Annotated in this window: 14 protein-coding genes; 7 read left to right on the top strand and 7 right to left on the bottom strand. The window is 39.5% G+C overall.

What is annotated here, in order from left to right:
* Window positions 1-1166 precede the first annotated feature (1166 nt).
* Window positions 1167-2474, top strand: a complete 1308-nt coding sequence (locus tag PLK24_RS02705; protein WP_324476226.1) for an SGBP N-terminal domain-containing protein — start codon at window positions 1167-1169, stop codon at window positions 2472-2474.
* Window positions 2475-2899: 425 nt separating this feature from the next.
* Window positions 2900-3523, top strand: a complete 624-nt coding sequence (locus PLK24_RS02700) for a TMEM175 family protein (RefSeq protein ID WP_324476225.1) — start codon at window positions 2900-2902, stop codon at window positions 3521-3523.
* A 3-nt stretch (window positions 3524-3526) separates the two neighbouring features.
* On the opposite strand, the gene PLK24_RS02695 is transcribed toward PLK24_RS02700, so the two are convergent.
* From PLK24_RS02695 to PLK24_RS02665, 7 genes are all read right to left on the bottom strand, one after another.
* A complete protein-coding gene (locus PLK24_RS02695) occupies window positions 3527-4390 on the bottom strand; it encodes a carbohydrate ABC transporter permease (RefSeq protein ID WP_324476224.1) in 864 nt (287 codons plus the stop codon).
* Between the two features lies 1 nt (window position 4391).
* Window positions 4392-5288 (bottom strand): carbohydrate ABC transporter permease, encoded by an 897-nt coding sequence (locus tag PLK24_RS02690; protein ID WP_324476223.1) that lies wholly within the window; start codon window positions 5286-5288, stop codon window positions 4392-4394.
* A 22-nt stretch (window positions 5289-5310) separates the two neighbouring features.
* Window positions 5311-6594 (bottom strand): ABC transporter substrate-binding protein, encoded by a 1284-nt coding sequence (locus tag PLK24_RS02685; protein WP_324476222.1) that lies wholly within the window; start codon window positions 6592-6594, stop codon window positions 5311-5313.
* 51 nt (window positions 6595-6645) lie between these two features.
* The gene (locus PLK24_RS02680; protein WP_324476221.1) at window positions 6646-8079 is read right to left on the bottom strand and encodes a trimethylamine methyltransferase family protein; all 1434 of its coding nucleotides are present in this window, start codon (window positions 8077-8079) and stop codon (window positions 6646-6648) included.
* Window positions 8080-8332: 253 nt separating this feature from the next.
* Window positions 8333-9100 (bottom strand): hydroxypyruvate isomerase family protein, encoded by a 768-nt coding sequence (locus PLK24_RS02675; protein WP_324476220.1) that lies wholly within the window; start codon window positions 9098-9100, stop codon window positions 8333-8335.
* A 91-nt stretch (window positions 9101-9191) separates the two neighbouring features.
* The gene (locus PLK24_RS02670; protein WP_324476219.1) at window positions 9192-10442 is read right to left on the bottom strand and encodes an ROK family protein; all 1251 of its coding nucleotides are present in this window, start codon (window positions 10440-10442) and stop codon (window positions 9192-9194) included.
* A 45-nt stretch (window positions 10443-10487) separates the two neighbouring features.
* Window positions 10488-11795 (bottom strand): DegT/DnrJ/EryC1/StrS family aminotransferase, encoded by a 1308-nt coding sequence (locus PLK24_RS02665; RefSeq protein WP_324476218.1) that lies wholly within the window; start codon window positions 11793-11795, stop codon window positions 10488-10490.
* Between the two features lie 292 nt (window positions 11796-12087).
* Between PLK24_RS02665 and PLK24_RS02660 the strand changes: the two genes are divergently transcribed.
* The 5 genes from PLK24_RS02660 to PLK24_RS02640 form a co-directional block, all read left to right on the top strand.
* Window positions 12088-12510 (top strand): IPT/TIG domain-containing protein, encoded by a 423-nt coding sequence (locus PLK24_RS02660; RefSeq protein ID WP_324476217.1) that lies wholly within the window; start codon window positions 12088-12090, stop codon window positions 12508-12510.
* Window positions 12511-12546: 36 nt separating this feature from the next.
* Window positions 12547-12909: a cupin domain-containing protein gene (locus PLK24_RS02655; protein WP_324476216.1), complete on the top strand. Its 363-nt coding sequence runs from the start codon at window positions 12547-12549 to the stop codon at window positions 12907-12909.
* Window positions 12910-13032: 123 nt separating this feature from the next.
* Window positions 13033-14025, top strand: a complete 993-nt coding sequence (locus PLK24_RS02650; protein ID WP_324476215.1) for an autoinducer 2 ABC transporter substrate-binding protein — start codon at window positions 13033-13035, stop codon at window positions 14023-14025.
* Between the two features lie 101 nt (window positions 14026-14126).
* Window positions 14127-15620 carry a sugar ABC transporter ATP-binding protein gene (locus tag PLK24_RS02645; protein ID WP_324476214.1) on the top strand — a complete coding sequence of 498 codons (1494 nt, stop codon included), beginning with the start codon at window positions 14127-14129 and terminating at the stop codon, window positions 15618-15620.
* A gap of 1 nt (window position 15621) precedes the next feature.
* A partial coding sequence (locus PLK24_RS02640; protein ID WP_324476213.1) for an ABC transporter permease occupies window positions 15622-16586 on the top strand: 965 nt, incomplete at its 3' end.

The following is a 16586-nucleotide window of genomic DNA, read 5'->3' as shown; positions in this document are numbered from 1 at the left end:
ATTCATTCTAACCCTCATTCTAATTTCCCCCTCAGGGGAGGAGAGGGCTTAGGTTAAAATGAGCTAGGGGTGAGCTTGTTCTAACCTGAGCCTCTCCCATTAATTAAATCCAAGATTTATTTTATTATTCCTCAAATTCTTCTTAAAACTATTCCCTAATTGAAACTAAAACTTTTCTTCAATAGATTTACTGACCATGGGTTATATAAATATTGATTATTAAAAAAAGGTGGGTAGACTCTCAGGTTACAGTGTGGCTCCAGGTGAGGATGAAAAACCAAAGATTTGACTTGCCATGGCATGCCGCTACATTAATTAAAGAATGGGTACAATACATTGTGCCCCTACAATTTTATATTCTTTTGTAGGGGCTTGATTTACCATGCCCGTGGTTTTTCAGTATAGACTTATATACTACTTTGGTGGCACCAGCTGAGGATGAAAATTACTCATTCAGAAATGAATCTCTTCCTTTAGAAAAGGGGGTAAGGGGATTTGAATTTTTGGAAACCAATCGAATCCCTCTTAATCTCCCTTTGTCCAAAGGGTGAAAAACAAAAAAAAGATTGAGCTCATGAGATTGCCACGTCACTCTGTTCCTGGCAATCAGGCTGTGTCACAATTCCTTTCTTTCACCAAGAATAGATTGAAATTGGAGGACACAGTATATTTTTCTTCATTTTTTAGCTATCTATTCCCAATATTGCTATAAAATATTAGTATAAATGGGAGTAAATAATTTACAGAATAATTGTGACACAGTCTGAATGACGAGTCAATGTTCCTTTTCCCTTGATGGGAGAAGGTGAGGATGAGGGTAAAAGCACAGAATGAGATCCTGGTTAGTTGCTCAAAATGAGTTACCTATAAAAAATCGTTCTGGTATTTACAGAATAGAATTCCTTTGAATTAATACATTTCATGAAATGGACGATTATATCACTACATCATTTAGAAAATTATCATTTGGGAAAATTGTTGTTTTTATTCAAAACTCAGGATATTCGATAACTTTGAACCACTCGTTGGAAAGAAAGCGAATTAAAAAGGTTCGAATAACGGAATATCATAATTGTACGCAAATTTACTCACCATGCGTATTAATAAAATCATACTGGTTTAATTACTATTATCAAGTTTGTCATTTAAAAAAGGAGGGATATAAATTGCGGTATTTTAAGATTTTGATACCAATAATTATTCTTATTCTGGCAATTATTGTCGAAGGAGGATGCTTTCAAAAACCGATTTTTGCTCCAAACAAAACTACCATTAAAGGGCAAATTATAAGACAGGTTGTAAACAAACAGGATAAGACGATATCTGAGCAAAAGGTTGCTGGTGCGATTGTTCACATTATTGATCCGACATCTGGTTTAACCATTACTCAATCAAATTCCGACCAAGAGGGTTTATATTCTCTTCAGGTACCCCCAGGGGGTCCTTATGTTGTCCAAGCTGAAAAAGAAAATCTGCGAATTTCGAAGGTGACACCGGTTATGAGGTTGGGGGAAAGTAAAAGTATCCGGCTTATTGACGCTGAATCAACTGCCATTGCTTTATTGTATCAAGAGCTCAATAAGAGAGAACAGACTCCAGAGGATGTTGATTTGGAGCTCTATTCAAAGAATCAATACTTTTCCGATTTAGTCCATTCCATCGATGTTGCTTTGTTGAGCAACAAAAATCCGACAAAAAATCCAGCCGTCCAAAATTATATGTTATTAGTTCTTGCTCAAACTGGAATTGATGGACAATCACTTCGGGAAAAAACCGTTAAAGCTCAATACGCATTGGTTGCTGATAAAAAAAGCGGATTTTCCTCCTTAAAACTCCGGTTTAACAATCGATCCACAGCTTATGCATTGGACTTTAGCGAGGACAGTGCTACCGCGGATACCAACATCACTCTTACCGTTCCCTATGGCACCGATGTTTCCAACTTAGTTGCTACCTTTACCACTTCAGAAGGAGCAGCTGTAACAGTTGGAAATGTAGTTCAGGAAAGTGGAGTGACTCCCAATGATTTCTCTCGACCGGTGGAATATGTGATCACCGCCCAGGATGGTGTTACCAAAAAAACCTATACTATTTCGGTAGTGATTGCTCCTAATACCGAGTGTGAAATCACCGAAATGAAATTTTCCTCTTTCGATTCTGAGATGATTGGGATGATTGCTGATAACAACATCACTCTTACTGTTCCTTATGGAACCAATATTTCCAACTTAGTTACGTCTTTTGCCACCTCGGAAGAAGCCACCGTAACAGTGGGAAACGTAGTTCAAGTGAGTGGAATAACTCCAAACGATTTTACCAATCCAGTTGAGTACTTAGTCACTGCCCAGGATGGTGTTACCAAAAAGACCTTTACAGTTACTGTAGAAATCGCTCCTAATACTGAATGCGAACTTATAAATTTTGGATTTATAGATCCCCCGGTTTCTGTTTCTGTACCCGAAACAAATGAATAATTCTTCAAGGTAACAATGATAATAAAAGGAATTTATTGGCACAAAACTGCTCATTCTGAATCACAACTGAAGGGTCGTGAGCAGTTTTGTGAAATTAATAAAGAATTTATTAATGGTTTTTACCTTTTTTAAAATTAAAAAATTGATTCGGGTTTTGTAATTATCAGGAGAGGCCTTGGTACCACATGTTGGTACCAGGTGAAAATGAAAATACGGTTTTATTGGCCTGTCATTCTTAGGAACGTATTTTTCGACGTGAGAATCTTATCTATTCCAATTCCACAACTTTTAAAAGATGAGATTCTCAAGGGGGAAGTCACTGCTCAAGATGATGTTGTTTTTAACTCAATGCTATTTTTTCAAAAGAAAAGATGTTTTAAGTTAATCTAAATAGAAACCAACCCTTCTAAGGAAGAGAATTTAAAATGAGTCAAGATAAATTTGAATTATCTATCGAACGTATTCAATCACTCACCGATGGAATATTTGCCTTTGCAATGACACTATTGGTTATTAATATAGATCTCCCCAGTACGCCCCATAAAATAGATCCCGAACTTCTCGGGAAATACCTCTTCAGTTTATGGCCAGACTTTTTTCATTATGTTTTAAGTTTTATTCTATTATCACTTTTTTGGGTTGAACACCATCAACAGTTTTATTACATAAAGAAAATCAATCGTAAGGCACTTTGGATTAATATATTAAATCTCTTATTTGTTGCTTTGTTTCCATTTTCTACATCACTTATGGGAGACTACTCGAGCCAATCAATTGCAGCTGCTTTTTTTATATCCAACTTGCTGGTGATCAAAATATTTCTTTATCTAAACTGGGTTAACGCTATTTCTAATAAAGAATTAATTGTTTCTGATATAAACGAAGAAATCATTTTTGAAAAAAAATCACATCATCTTTTTTTCATTATCACGTCACTGATAGGTTTAGTTCTTGCCTTTATAATTCCGGAATGGAGCACCCTTCCTTTTGTTCTTACTTTTTTTCACCGTTCAATCCTAAAAAATAAGAAAAAACTTTATAATAAATAAAAACTATCCCTTAACGGCACCGGCGGTTAATCCTTCAACCAGGTATTTTTGAAGAATTAAAAAAACTATTAAAACCGGAAGGGTGGCAACGACACTGGCAGCCATCATATCCTCCCAGCGAACGTCAAATTCGCCTACAAAAGAGAGAACTATTCCGGGAGGAAGAGTCCGCATAGCATCTTGAGACATGAGGGTGAGGGAAAACATAAACTCATCCCAGGCAGAGAGAAATGCAAAAATGCCAATGGCAACAACTCCAGGAGATACTAAAGGAATGACCACTCGCCAAAGAGCACTCATCCGACTACAGCCATCGATCAAGGCAGCTTCTTCGAGTTCTAAGGGAATTTTATCAAAGAATCCTTTTATCATCCAGATGCAAAAAGGTAATGAGAAGCTGGTGTAGGCAATTATCAAACCAGTATAAGAATTTAAAAGTTTCAATCGCATAAACATGATATAAAAGGTAATTAAAAACATTGGGAGAGGAAACATCTGAGTGATAAGGATACTGGTAAAAATACTTTTCCTTCCTCGCCGATGGAAACGAGAAAGTGCATATCCGGAAAAAATTGCTAATAGGATACAGAATATTACAGTAGCACCGCAAACTATGAGGCTGTTTTTAAAATAAGTTAGGAAATTTACCCCTCCAGCTCCAGCTCGAGAAATAAAAATGCGTTGGTAGGCAGCAGCGGTTGGGTTGCGAGGAATCCAGCGGGGTGGTGTTTCAAAAAGATCGTGATGGTTTTTGAAAGAAGTCGATACCATCCAGGCTATTGGAAACAATACGGCTACGAGTAAAATGACGATGATTAGATACTGAGCGGTACTCGACAGGAGGCGGATGTTTCGGTAACGTGACATATCAATCACCTTCCCCGAATTTTAAGGTTTTAATATAGGATAAACTGAAAATCAACATAGCTACTAGAGATAAAGAACCCATAGCTGCTCCCATCCCCATATCATAATTCCGAAAAGCAGTTCGGTAGATCTGAATCCCCATGGTCGTTGTCTGATACACTGGGCCTCCCTTGGTAAGAATCCAGATGATAGTAAAGTTTTGGAATTCCCAAATGATTTCCAGGATGGTTACGATGATGATTATTTCCTTGAGACTTGGCAGAATTATATATCGAAGTCGCTGAAAAAAAGTCGCCCCATCAATGGTAGATGCTTCAAAGAGTTCCTTGGGAATAGTTTCAAGGCCGGCTAAAAGCATCAGCATAAAGAAGGGAAAATATTTCCAACTCGTGGCCAGAATTACCGAAGGTAACGCTAAGCTGGGATTAACCAGCCACGATTGGAATTGTCTGATTAATCCCAGATCTTTAAGGAGGAAGTTTAAAATACCATACTGAGGATTGAAAATCCAAAGCCATAGCAAAGCTACAACAGTTGAGGGAATGACCCAAGGGAGAAGAAACAGGCTGCGAAAGAGACTCCGATTTCGAATCGGACCATAGAGCAGGAGAGCAATAAGGAAACCGAATAAAAAGGAAACCCCAGTAGAACCAAGACAATAGAGAAAGGTTCGATAAAGAGATATCCAGAATATTCGATTTCCAAACAACAGCATCCGAAAATTCTGTAGACCATTGAAAACCACCCCCCGTGCTGGATCGGTGAGCCGATAATAATGGAAACCCAGAATAATCCCATTAATCAGAGGATAGCCAATGGTTAAGATCAAAATGGTTGCCGACGGAAGTATTAAGAGGAAATAGAGCCTTTTATCGCTTCGTTTTTTCCCAATTGACATTTCTGTTCTTCTCCCTGATTATTTACATTGAAAGCTCAATATCGATCTGACGAACAGCTTCATCCAAGGCGCTTTGTACATCCCGACCCATCAAAACCACTTCTTGAACGGCTGCCATGACGATTTCTCCAACCCGACCCCAACGAGGTCCCCAACCGAGTGGCTTTTTCATGTACTCAGTCTGATTCAGTACCTGCCGGACGAAAGGATCGTCCTTGTATATCGGATCGTTGAGGAGTGAAATCCGGGTAGGCATGAGACCAGTATCTTGGTAGTAGGTTTTAGTGATTTCAGGGTCGCTGATGAGAAATTCCATGTATTTCCAGGCTGCTTCTTTATTTTTGCTATCTTTGGATAGGACTAACATGTGAGAACTTGGATTTGAATATCCATAGGGAACATCGTTAGGAATGGCGGATCCCTTAGGAATAGGAGCCAGTGCCCAGTCTTTATCGAATTCTTCCTGACGGGGGTTTAGACCACGCAAAATCCCTCGAATCCAAGGCCCTTCCAGCATAAAGCCGAGCTTTTCTTGGGCAAAAATAACTCGAATTTCCCTGATGCCAAGACCGGGATCCATATATTTGTTCTTTACCAGGCTATTTACCCATTCCACGGCTTCGACTCCAGCAGCATTGTTGAGGATAATCTCGCCATCTGGATTAAATACCTCAGCACCAAAGTTCCATAACCAGGGATGTAAATAATCAGCTGAGAATGAATCTTTGGACATATTCAGTTCTATCCCTAAAATGTCTTCTCCCAAACCGGATATGGCAGCAATGGCTTGATTGAAGTCATCCATGGTTGAAGGTGGTTGATCGGGATTGAACCCAGCTTTTTCCAAAAGGACCCGATTATAGCAGAGGAGATTGGGATTATCATTCCAAACTAAAGCATATTGATCTCCCTGAGCCTTTCCCAAATCGACCGAACTAGGGAAAAGATCTTTTAAAAGGTCTTCGGAAAAATATGCACTTAAGGGTTCCAAACCACCCATGGCTGCCAATTGTTCCAGCCAGATGACATCGACGGTGGTAATATCCGGTGGATTCCCGGCAGCTATCATAATCGCTAATTGATCGGGAGTTTCTTCGTAAGGAAGTGGAATGGTCTGAATGTCAATATCGGGATTCATCTCTTCAAATTTTTTCTCCGCCTCCTGTAAGACACTGATTCCTCCTGAGGTAACCTCGGCTGCCATCCAGCTATGAAAGCTCACCGTGGATTTCGCTAAAGCTGGAACGGCAAGAGTGAAACTGAGTATTAACATAACCAGGGCTAAAAACCATCGACTTTTATTCATGGCAATTCTCCTTTCTAAAAGGTTTTTTATAATCAATACCCTTTTCAATATTTACTCTTTATCCCTCCTTTCTTCAAAAGAATTGATAATTTGGTCCATTTTGTGAAGAATATTTTGGGATAGTGATTTTTTTGAAATACGGGCTAAATAAGTATCGATCTTTTGATGAGCGGATAAAACAACATCGGTCATTCCAGAATTCAGACAATTTTGATAATGATCCAAGATAGAAACCGAGCTTTTCCAAAATTGGCCGCTTCTCAAATGGGTGAGAGTAGAATCTTCAGTCAGGTAATTTCCTCGCTGACCAACTCGGCGGATTTCATCGAGAAATATCATCTCACGGTTCACTTCCATGCCTCTTAAAATTCGTTTGATCTGCCCTATGATTTCTGCATCAAGGATGAGCTGTTCAAGGCTTATGGTGAGACCAGTGGCGAACATTCCGGCATTGACGATTAAATGGTTACCGGCCAATGCTGAAACAAAAGCGCTGAGGGTTCTCTCCCAGGAGTTTTGCTCATCGTGAAAATGGGAATCAGAATTGGGAGCTGTAGTATGAGAAGGAATGCGGTAAAAAGCAGCCATTTGTGCACCGGCTATTCTTAAAATATGAGTTTCAGGAGTCCCGATTACTGCCATATTGGAGCGCATATCGTATGCAGTCCAGGAACTGGCATACATGACTGGGGTTTTTTCTCGAATCAGTTGAGAAAAGACAATACCCGAGAGACACTCAGCATTATGCATGGTTAAAAGACCAGCAAGGGTATAGGGGGCGGAAGCTCCAGCAATTGGCTCGGGAAGAATGGCAAGAGGGATGCCGTTCGAACATACCTCATACAAAGCCTCAATCGTCCCTTTTTCCCAAAAAAGCGGGCTGGTTGGGGAAAGCTGGCTAATCAAGAAGGGATGGTTCGAGACCTCTCGATTAATTGTTTTGGCCATTTGTATTATGGCTTGGTTGATAGTGGCACTTTCTGAGGAATAAAAGAGAGGTTTGGTTGAATTGTTGAGGGCAGCCTTGACGGCATAAAGAAGAGTAGATTCAGCCGGGGTATCCTGCGGCATAACCGGAATGCCAATTAGATCAATTTCATCTAGTTGGTCAGCTATGCAGACAAATTTCTCAACATCCTCAACCAAAGAATCTCTTCGGTTGCCAGTTTGTTGATCAAGTAAAAAAACTGCGTTATGTCCACAGGCAAAAAGAGGGTCTCCTTGCCCAATTCTTTTCCAAGGTTGGTCATCCACCGAATAGAGTGCAAAAGAAGAAGGGACTTGTTGCAAGCAGGCGGTTGCTACTGATGAGGGTATCCGGACTACTCCAGAGTTATGATCGACTGGTAAGCCTTTCTCGGCCAGGAAATTTCGAATAAAATCACTTAGAACCACCACACCTTCTTGCTCGAGTATTTCTAGAGTTGCTTCATGGATGAGGTGGATTTCTTCTTGAGACAATACTTCCATTTGATTCAATTTCAAGGTGATTTTCCCTCCTTTTAATTGTTACTATTTATATCAAAAATTTTACTTATACAATCTCGTCGATCCTGAAAATCCACGGGCATGATAAATCAGGCCCCTACCAAAGAATATAAAATTGTAGGGGCATAATGTATTGCGCCCGATTAATGTAACGACATGCCATGGCATGTCGAATCTTGGTTTTCATCCTTATCTGGTGTTGTAAAACAGCTTGAACGTCTAATCATATTTTACCTTAAATGGCTATCAGTTATTCATCAAGAAAATATTCCCGCAGTTTTTCTAATGATTTTTCATCAGGCAGAGTTGGCCAATATTCTAGTCCAAAATAGCCGTTGTAACCAGTTTCCTGTATAGCCAAAAATATATTTCGATAATCTAACTCACCATAAAAATGTTCATGACGTCCTGGTACACCGGCGGAATGAAAGTGACCAATCAGCTCAATATTTTCTTGAATGGTTGAAATGATGTTTCCTTCCATGATTTGCATATGGTAAATATCGTAGAGAACTTTGATTGAAGGACTATTAACTTGTCGAACGATTTCAAAACCAAGCGCTGTTGAATCTAAGAAATACCCTTTATGATCGACTTTTGAATTCAGAACTTCTAAGCAAACCACGATTTCGGCTTTTTCTGCCAGGCTGCTGACGGCTTTTAAGTTTTTTATAATTTGGTTCATTTGTAATTTTTTGTTTTGTCCGTTATCTTCTCCAGTAAGAACAATAACTCTTTTGGAACCAACCTGCTTTAGTAATTCGAGAGATTCTGAAAAGTGTTGCAGGTAGGAATTGGTGTCGGCGTGTAAACGGATATTTCCCCAGGGATCCTTCAGGGTACAGATACCAATTTTAAGACCGGTTTTTTGACAATAAGCGGTGATTGCTTTTAGATCTTTACCGGCTAAATCCCAAAATTCTACCGCATTGTAGCCGAGACTATGGATGGTTTGTATTTTTTCTAAATCAGTTTTCCCGTTAAATAGCGGTTCAAAACAGACTGAAATCTCCACCATATTAATTCCTCCTCGAGGATGAGTTGATTTGATTCAGGAGTGAGGGAATCTTAAGATTTTCCTCACTCCCAAAAAAGACCACTTTTATAATTCATTGATTCCAGAGCTGGGGGCTGTATCTTTTTAAAAAGGCGGAGGTTAACCCTTGATTATTTCCTGTTAAGCGTCGGAAGTAATCATCGATAGCAAAAAAAAGTGTACACATGATTTCCTCATTTTTTCCCAGAGTAACGGTTTTCACCTGAGGTGAGAAAAGAACTGATCGTTGAAGTCTTTGAATTATCCTTTCTTGAAGAATTTCAGAAAATATTTCGGTTACCTTGCCTCCGAGAACTAAAAGGTCTGGGTTTAGAACCGCAACCAAATTAACTGCTATCCCCTCAGCTTTTTCTAAAATCGGTTTTAAAATTGCTTCACATTGAGAATCGCCCTTTAAAAAAGTTTTGTGCAAAATTAAAACTTCATCATTTTCTGATTGCCTTAGACTATTGGGAAAAGAGTTGGGACATTTTTCCCGAAAAACCTTAAGAATGCTATTTAAAGAGATTTCGCTTTCTAGGGGAGGAATATCATGAAGAGAAATGGGGTCTTTTTCATCAACTGGTCCACAAACCATATAACCGACTTCTCCAGCCGCTCCTTGTGATCCCCGATAGATTTTTCCATTAAGGAACAAACCAGCTCCAACTCCTCTTCCCAAATGCAGATAGACTAAATTGACATTTGGATCTTCGGAACTCAGTATCCCTTCACCAAATGCCATAGCGACTACCTTGTCAAAGACCAGCACCGGACAAAGAAATTCCCGAGAGAAAATTTCCCGAATTTTTGTTCCCTCCCATTCAAAAAGACTGGAAATTTTACCCATTTTATGGATCAGGTCCAATTCGGGATCGTAAATACCCGGGATTCCAATTCCCAAGGAAACCAGTTGTGACCAAGACTTATGGTTTCTGATTAGAAATTCATGGAGTATTTTTTTGAGAAATACCACTAACTCTGAAGGAGTAGGGTATTTTTTTGTAGCTATATCTTCTTTGTAAAGCAGTTGACCGGAAAGATTCGATACGGCAAATTCGGTGGTATTCCCGGGAACTAAACCTGCTACCAATTTGTTATCGGGAACAAATGAAAGAAGGATTGGTTTTCGACCGCCTCGAGAGACACCCTCAGAATCCTCACAAACTATTCCTTCTTTTAAACATTCTCTAATAATATGAGAAACAACTGCCGGGCTAACTGCAGCCTTTTGAGCGAGCTCAGCCCGGCTCAGTAACGAATGGTTTAATAATAAGCCCAGGATTTTTTCCCGGTTTAAAAGCTTCATGTCACGATGTTTCAAAGGATTGCCTCACAAAAATGAATTAAGGAAAAATAGTATAAAATATCATAAGTAGGCACGAGCAACTTTTCGAATCGCTTCTACGGTGAGGTCGCAATCTTCTTCACTCATTTGAGGCGGAATGTCAAGATGAACTGAACGATCCAATAGAGCCAAGGTTTGGGGACACATCTCTCGGTTGTAGTTGGGAACTGATCCTTTATGGTAGGGGCAGGTATAGGGACAACCTTCGGAGGTTGGAGTCCATTTATTCATGATCATTTCCCAGTGAGAATATATGTGCCAGTCGGGTATTCCTTTATTAAAAATTGAACTGGCTTCTACACCTTCAGCCTTTAAGGCAGAGGCAAACTTTTCGGCTAATTGTCCGTTTTCCAAAAAGAAAACCAAAGAAATCCCAGTATCTCCAGCCGGGTCATGAAGGTGTCTCAACTCGATTCCTGGGATATCACTGATCCCATTTTTTATTCTGGATTTGTTTTTACGCATTCTGTTGAGAATGCCGTCAAGTTTGTGAAGTTGGGTAAGCATGACCGCTCCGATGAGTTCGGACATTCGGAAATTGACTCCAGGGAAGAGTTCTCCCTGGTAACGAGCCGATACGAATCGCTTGGCTGGGCCACCCGGTCGCCAGCAAGCAGCAGTATCGTGGTAGGCTTGGGCACGATCGAAGTAGAGGTCACTATCGGTTGTAATCATGCCACCTTCACCGGCAGTGATAATCTTATGAAACTGGAAACTAAAGGTGTTACAATCGCCAAGGCTCCCTAAATACTTGCCCTTATAGCTTCCTCCACAAGCTTGGGCAACATCTTCAATGACTTTAAGGTTGTGTTTTTTTGCGATTGAGAGGATTCGATCCATATTGCAGGGAACACCGCGCATGTGTACGGGGATTACTGCCTTGGTTTGTGGTGTAATTTTCTTTTCCAAATCTATTGGATCAATAGTAAGTGAATTGTCTACTTCAGCAATAACCGGAATTGCTTTTGCTGCTAATATTGCCGCACAGGAGGCAAAGAAAGTATATCCCGGGACGATTACTTCATCACCAGGACCAACACCGACTGCTACAAGAGCGGTGATTAAAGCTGAGGTGCAAGAATTTACCGCTAATGAGTGTTTGATTCCTATTTTACCAGAAAACTCTTCTTCGAGCATTTTGACTCGAGATGGGTATTCTCCTGGTCCGTAATAACGGAAAAGATATTTATTATCCAGAACTTCCAATACGGCTTGCTTTTCTTCTTCTCCGATTTCTAAACCGCCGGGAAACATGGGTATGGCCGGAGTAGTTTTAATTGGTTTTCCACCTTCAATGGCCAGTTTTTCTTTATCTAAGTTAGGCGACATAGATCTTCCCTCCTATCTTAACTTCGTTTTTATTATAAAAAAATAAAGTTTAAAGTCAACCAACCAATCAGTTATTTTCAAAAATCTTAAGAATAAAAACCAGAAATTTCCATGTTTTTAAGCCTTGGTTAAAATAATTTCTTAAACATTAGATTATAGAATAGAGCGGGAGGGTATTACCTCATCTAGATTTTAAATTTTTATCAAAGTTTGGGTGGGAGTTTGAAAATTGTCAGGATTCATTTATCATATTTTATAAGGTCCTATTTGTAGAAAATAAGGAGGAATTATCTTGAAAACCAGAAATTTTCTATTATTGATTGTATTTTGTTTTTCTTTGATTTCAATTTTTGCTGGTTGCCTAAACAAATCCGCAGAACCGACACCCTCACCCTCACCAACAGCTCCTCTTAATCCAAAAATTACATCAATATCTCCGGATTCGGGTCCCTCTGGAACGAAAATAACTCTTTTGGGATCAGACTTCGGAGCAGTACAGGGGTCAAGTCAATTAGTGTTTAAAAGAGGTGATAATAAAACTTTTGAAGGCGAAATCATTACCTGGTCGGATTTGAATATTTATACTCGGGTTCCTCAACTCATGAAGGATACTTATAAAGTCTATGTTATAGTTAATGAGGTATTAAGCAATCAGGTGGATTATGAATTAAAGCCAGTAGGTTCAGGGACAACCTGTACTCAGTGTGGTCAATAATAAGCTATCGAGAAGTAAATTAAAAAGGAGGAAGTGGTGAAAGGCAAAGTTATAAAAAGGGGTCAAGGTAAAATAATTATGGAAGGAGACGAATGCACTGAGATTTATGCTTTTACCGATAAAATTGCTTTTTCAATAAGTACTCTCCTTCCCGGTCAACGTGCCTGTTTAGATCCCGGGCATAAAAATGCCGATGAAATCTGTTACGTGATTCAAGGGAAAATTGTGATTCACTTTCCTGATGAAGAGGAATATTATTTACTGGAAACTGGTGATGCGCTCTTGATTCCACCGGGAGTATCTCATTATTCCATCAATGTAGGAGAAGAAAAATCGATTACAGCCTGGGCTGGAGCCGGACCAGATATGGAACATTTTATAACCAAAGCAGAGTCATAAATCTGAGGAAAAGAGTTCAGATTTATGACTCAGATTATCATTGACAATAAAAATTTGGTATGTTAATTTCATTTTATTACCTGCAACGTCGATCAAGGATTGTTGCAAAAAGGGAGGAAAAATATGCGGAATTTAACTCGAGTATTTGTAGTAGTCATGCTGGTCTTATTAGCTCTAAGCACCACTGTGTTAGCCCAGGAGAAGTTTGAAATCGTTATGGTTGCAAAGCATGAAGGAATTTCCTGGTTTGACGATATGCGTACTGGTGTTGAAGAGTTTGGTAAGGATCATGAGGATGTTACTTCATACCAGATTGCCCCAGAAGGCGGAGACCCTGCCAAACAGGTTCAGATGGTTGAAGACCTCATTGCCAAGGGTGTTGATGCTATCCTGGTAGTTCCTAACGATCCAAAATCAATGATTCCGGTTATCAAAAAAGCCAAAGATGCTGGTATTATTGTGATCAGCCATGAAGCAGAAGAACTGAAAGGAATTGTTGATTATGATATGGAAGCTTTCCGGAATGAAGATTTTGGCGTTTTGATGTTTGAAAGCCTTGCTCGAGAGATGAACTACGAAGGCGAATATGTCGGTATGGTCGGTGCCTTGACTATGCAGACCCACATGCAATGGTTTCAGGCTGGACACGATTACGCAGCAGAGAAATATCCTAATATGAAATTCATCCTTCAAGAACCGGTTGAAGATTTCAATACTGAACAAACTGCCTATAATAAAGCTCGAGAACTCCTTCGTACTTACCCCAACATCAAAGGAATGTTTGGATGTTCCGCTTCATCAACTATCATGCAAGCCCAAGCTGTTGAGGAACGTGGTTTGCAGGAACAGGTAGCTGTAGTTGGATTAACCCTTCCATCTATGAGTAAAACCTATTTGGAATCTGGTTCTCTTCGTCAAGCTCAATGTTGGCGACCGGCTGATGCAGGTTATGTATGTGCCATGATTGCTTATAAAATACTCAAAGGAGAACCGTTAGAAACTGGTATTAGCCTTGGTAAAGAAGGGTATGAGAGTGTGACCGTAGAAGATGGTATTATCTATGGTAATGCACCGCTGGTACTCACCAAGGAAAATGTAAATGATTTCCCCTTCTAATAGCTCCTTTTTTTAACAAAGAAAACTTATCTAAATCTATGCCCAGCATTATTTTAAAGGCTGGGCATAGATTTAGATAAGCCTCTTGAGGCGGAATAAACATGGGACCACAATTAATTTTAAAGTTGAGTAATATCAGTAAAACTTTTCCAGGTGTACAAGCTTTGAAGAACGTGGATATGGATGTACGCTACGGAGAAGTTCACTGTTTGGTGGGTGAAAATGGTTCGGGAAAGTCTACTTTAATCCGCATTATCTCCGGTGTTGAATCACCTGAAAGTGGAACAATAGAAATTAACGGGAATTCCTATAAAAAGCTTACTGTTCGACAGGCCATGCGTGAAGGAGTGCAGGTTATTTATCAGGACCTTTCCCTCTTTCCCGACCTCTCAGTAGGAGAAAACATTGCTTTTAATTGGCTGGTTGAAAATTCCCAATGGCTCATTAATCAAAAAGAATACCTTCAAAGGGCGAACGAAGAGCTTGAGCGTCTTGATTCCAAAATTGATATGAAGGAACAGGTGAGTAATTTATCAATGAGCCAAAAACAGATTGTGGCAATTGCTCGGGCATTGGTCTTAGATGCCAAATTGCTTATATTTGATGAACCAACAACCGCTTTGACCAAAAAAGAAATTGATACACTTTTGAAAACCATCGAGGAATTAAAACAAAGGAATATTACCTCGATATTTGTCAGCCATAAATTAAACGAAGTATTTCGTATCGCTGATATCATTACTGTTTTACGGGATGGAGAGAAAATTGGTGATTTCGCTGCCAATGAATTAGATGAAAACAAATTGGCTTACTATATGACCGGACGGGAAATAATATATGAAACTTTTGATTCAGAAATAAAAAAAGGGAAACGAGTTATCGAATTACGGGAATTAACACGAAAGCCCCACTTCAGCAATGTCAATTTATCGGTCAATGAAGGCGAAATTGTTGGCATTACTGGACCCCTTGGTGCTGGGCGGACTGAGCTGGCTCTATCTCTTTTTGGTTTAAATCATCCGCAATCCGGTGAAATTTTATTCGAGGATAAACGGGTACATATTGGTAATCCAGCTAAGGCTCGTGAGCTTGGAATCACCTTATTGCCAGAAGATAGGCATAGTCAAGGACTCTTTAGAACCAAAACTATAACCGACAATTTAACCGCTGCAACCCTTGAACAGTTAAGGCGTTTTCTTATCATCGATCAAACCAGGGCAAAAGAGGAAAGCAATAAAGTATTTAATGAACTTCGCATCAAAGCTTCTTCTATGGATACGATTGTTGAGACATTGTCAGGCGGAAACCAACAGCGAGTAGTGTTGGGAAAATGGTTGGCGACTAATCCAAAATTATTTATCCTCGATAGTCCAACGGTTGGAATCGACGTTGGTTCAAAATCGGAAATTTATGAAATAATCCATGAATTAGCCCGAAACCGTATGGCGATTATAATGATTTCTGATGAAATTCCTGAAATATACCATAATTGTAATCGCATCATTGTCATGAGGGATGGGAAAATAACTGCAAATGTAAATACCAGTGATACCACCGAGGATGAATTGCGTAGCCTTGTGGAAGGAAGGGCCTAAGATGAACGGAAGAAGGTATACAATCGGAGATTTAATGAAACGACAAGAATCAGTGTTGTTTCTCATTCTGTTCGCTTATTGCGCATTTGTTAGTATAGTTAATCCAACATTTTTAGCTCTGGATAATATTTTTGATATTGTTAAAAGTAGTGCCGGAATGATGGTATTGGCCATGGGAGTATTGGTGGTGTTAGTTTCAGGTGGGATTGATGTATCTTTCACGGCCATGGCAATATTTAGTGGTTACATTACCATCCGAATTATGATTGCGTTTGGTATCGATAGTTTATTTTTGGCTTTTTTAGCATCGGCTTTTATTGGTTTATTTTTGGGTTTTTTAAACGGTATCATCGTTCATAAATTTAGGTTGCGACCTCTCATCGTTACCTTAGGGACACAAAATATTTTTATTGGTGCTTTATCGGTATTATTTGGAACTAAGTTCATTCCGGTTGGACAGATGCCGAAATCTATCGTTCGATTCGGTACCAACTCTTTATTATCAATACCTTTATCGAGTGGAGGAACGGCGAATCTCACCTTATTCCTCGTTCCAGTTGCCCTGGTGGTATTGGTAACCTGGTTTATTTTAAACCGAACTATGTTGGGAAAAAGCGTCTATGCTCTGGGGAGCAGTCCGGTTGCCGCCCAACGAGCTGGATTGAATATCGCATCCATCCGCTATTTTGTTTATTCTTATATGGGAGTTTTAGCAGGAATAATGGGGATTATCTATGCAGCTGAAGTTCGATCGCTGAATCCGATTTCCTTAGTTGGCGAAGAACTTACGATTATTGCTGCAACAGTTCTGGGCGGTGCGAAGTTAACTGGAGGAAGAGGTACTGTTTTAGGAACATTTTTTGGAGTGCTCATCATTTCAGTTTTAAATACCACCTTAATCCTTATTGGTCTTTCGTCTTCCTGGAATAATTTCTTTGTTGGAATCATCATTCTCCTCAGTGTTGG

This window comes from Atribacter sp., assembly GCF_035418125.1.
In the GTDB taxonomy this organism is placed as follows: Bacteria; Atribacterota; Atribacteria; order Atribacterales; family Atribacteraceae; genus Atribacter; species Atribacter allofermentans.
This window is presented reverse-complemented; position numbering and strand designations above follow the sequence as displayed.

Bases quoted from the DNA above. Each gene is read 5' to 3' on its own strand.
- PLK24_RS02700 (WP_324476225.1), top strand. From the start codon at position 2,900: ATGAGTCAAGATAAATTTGAATTATCTATCGAACGTATTCAATCACTC.
- PLK24_RS02695 (WP_324476224.1), bottom strand. From the start codon at position 4,390: ATGTCACGTTACCGAAACATCCGCCTCCTGTCGAGTACCGCTCAGTAT.
- PLK24_RS02690 (WP_324476223.1), bottom strand. From the start codon at position 5,288: ATGTCAATTGGGAAAAAACGAAGCGATAAAAGGCTCTATTTCCTCTTA.
- PLK24_RS02685 (WP_324476222.1), bottom strand. From the start codon at position 6,594: ATGAATAAAAGTCGATGGTTTTTAGCCCTGGTTATGTTAATACTCAGT.
- PLK24_RS02675 (WP_324476220.1), bottom strand. From the start codon at position 9,100: ATGGTGGAGATTTCAGTCTGTTTTGAACCGCTATTTAACGGGAAAACT.
- PLK24_RS02665 (WP_324476218.1), bottom strand. From the start codon at position 11,795: ATGTCGCCTAACTTAGATAAAGAAAAACTGGCCATTGAAGGTGGAAAA.
- PLK24_RS02650 (WP_324476215.1), top strand. From the start codon at position 13,033: ATGCGGAATTTAACTCGAGTATTTGTAGTAGTCATGCTGGTCTTATTA.
- PLK24_RS02645 (WP_324476214.1), top strand. From the start codon at position 14,127: ATGGGACCACAATTAATTTTAAAGTTGAGTAATATCAGTAAAACTTTT.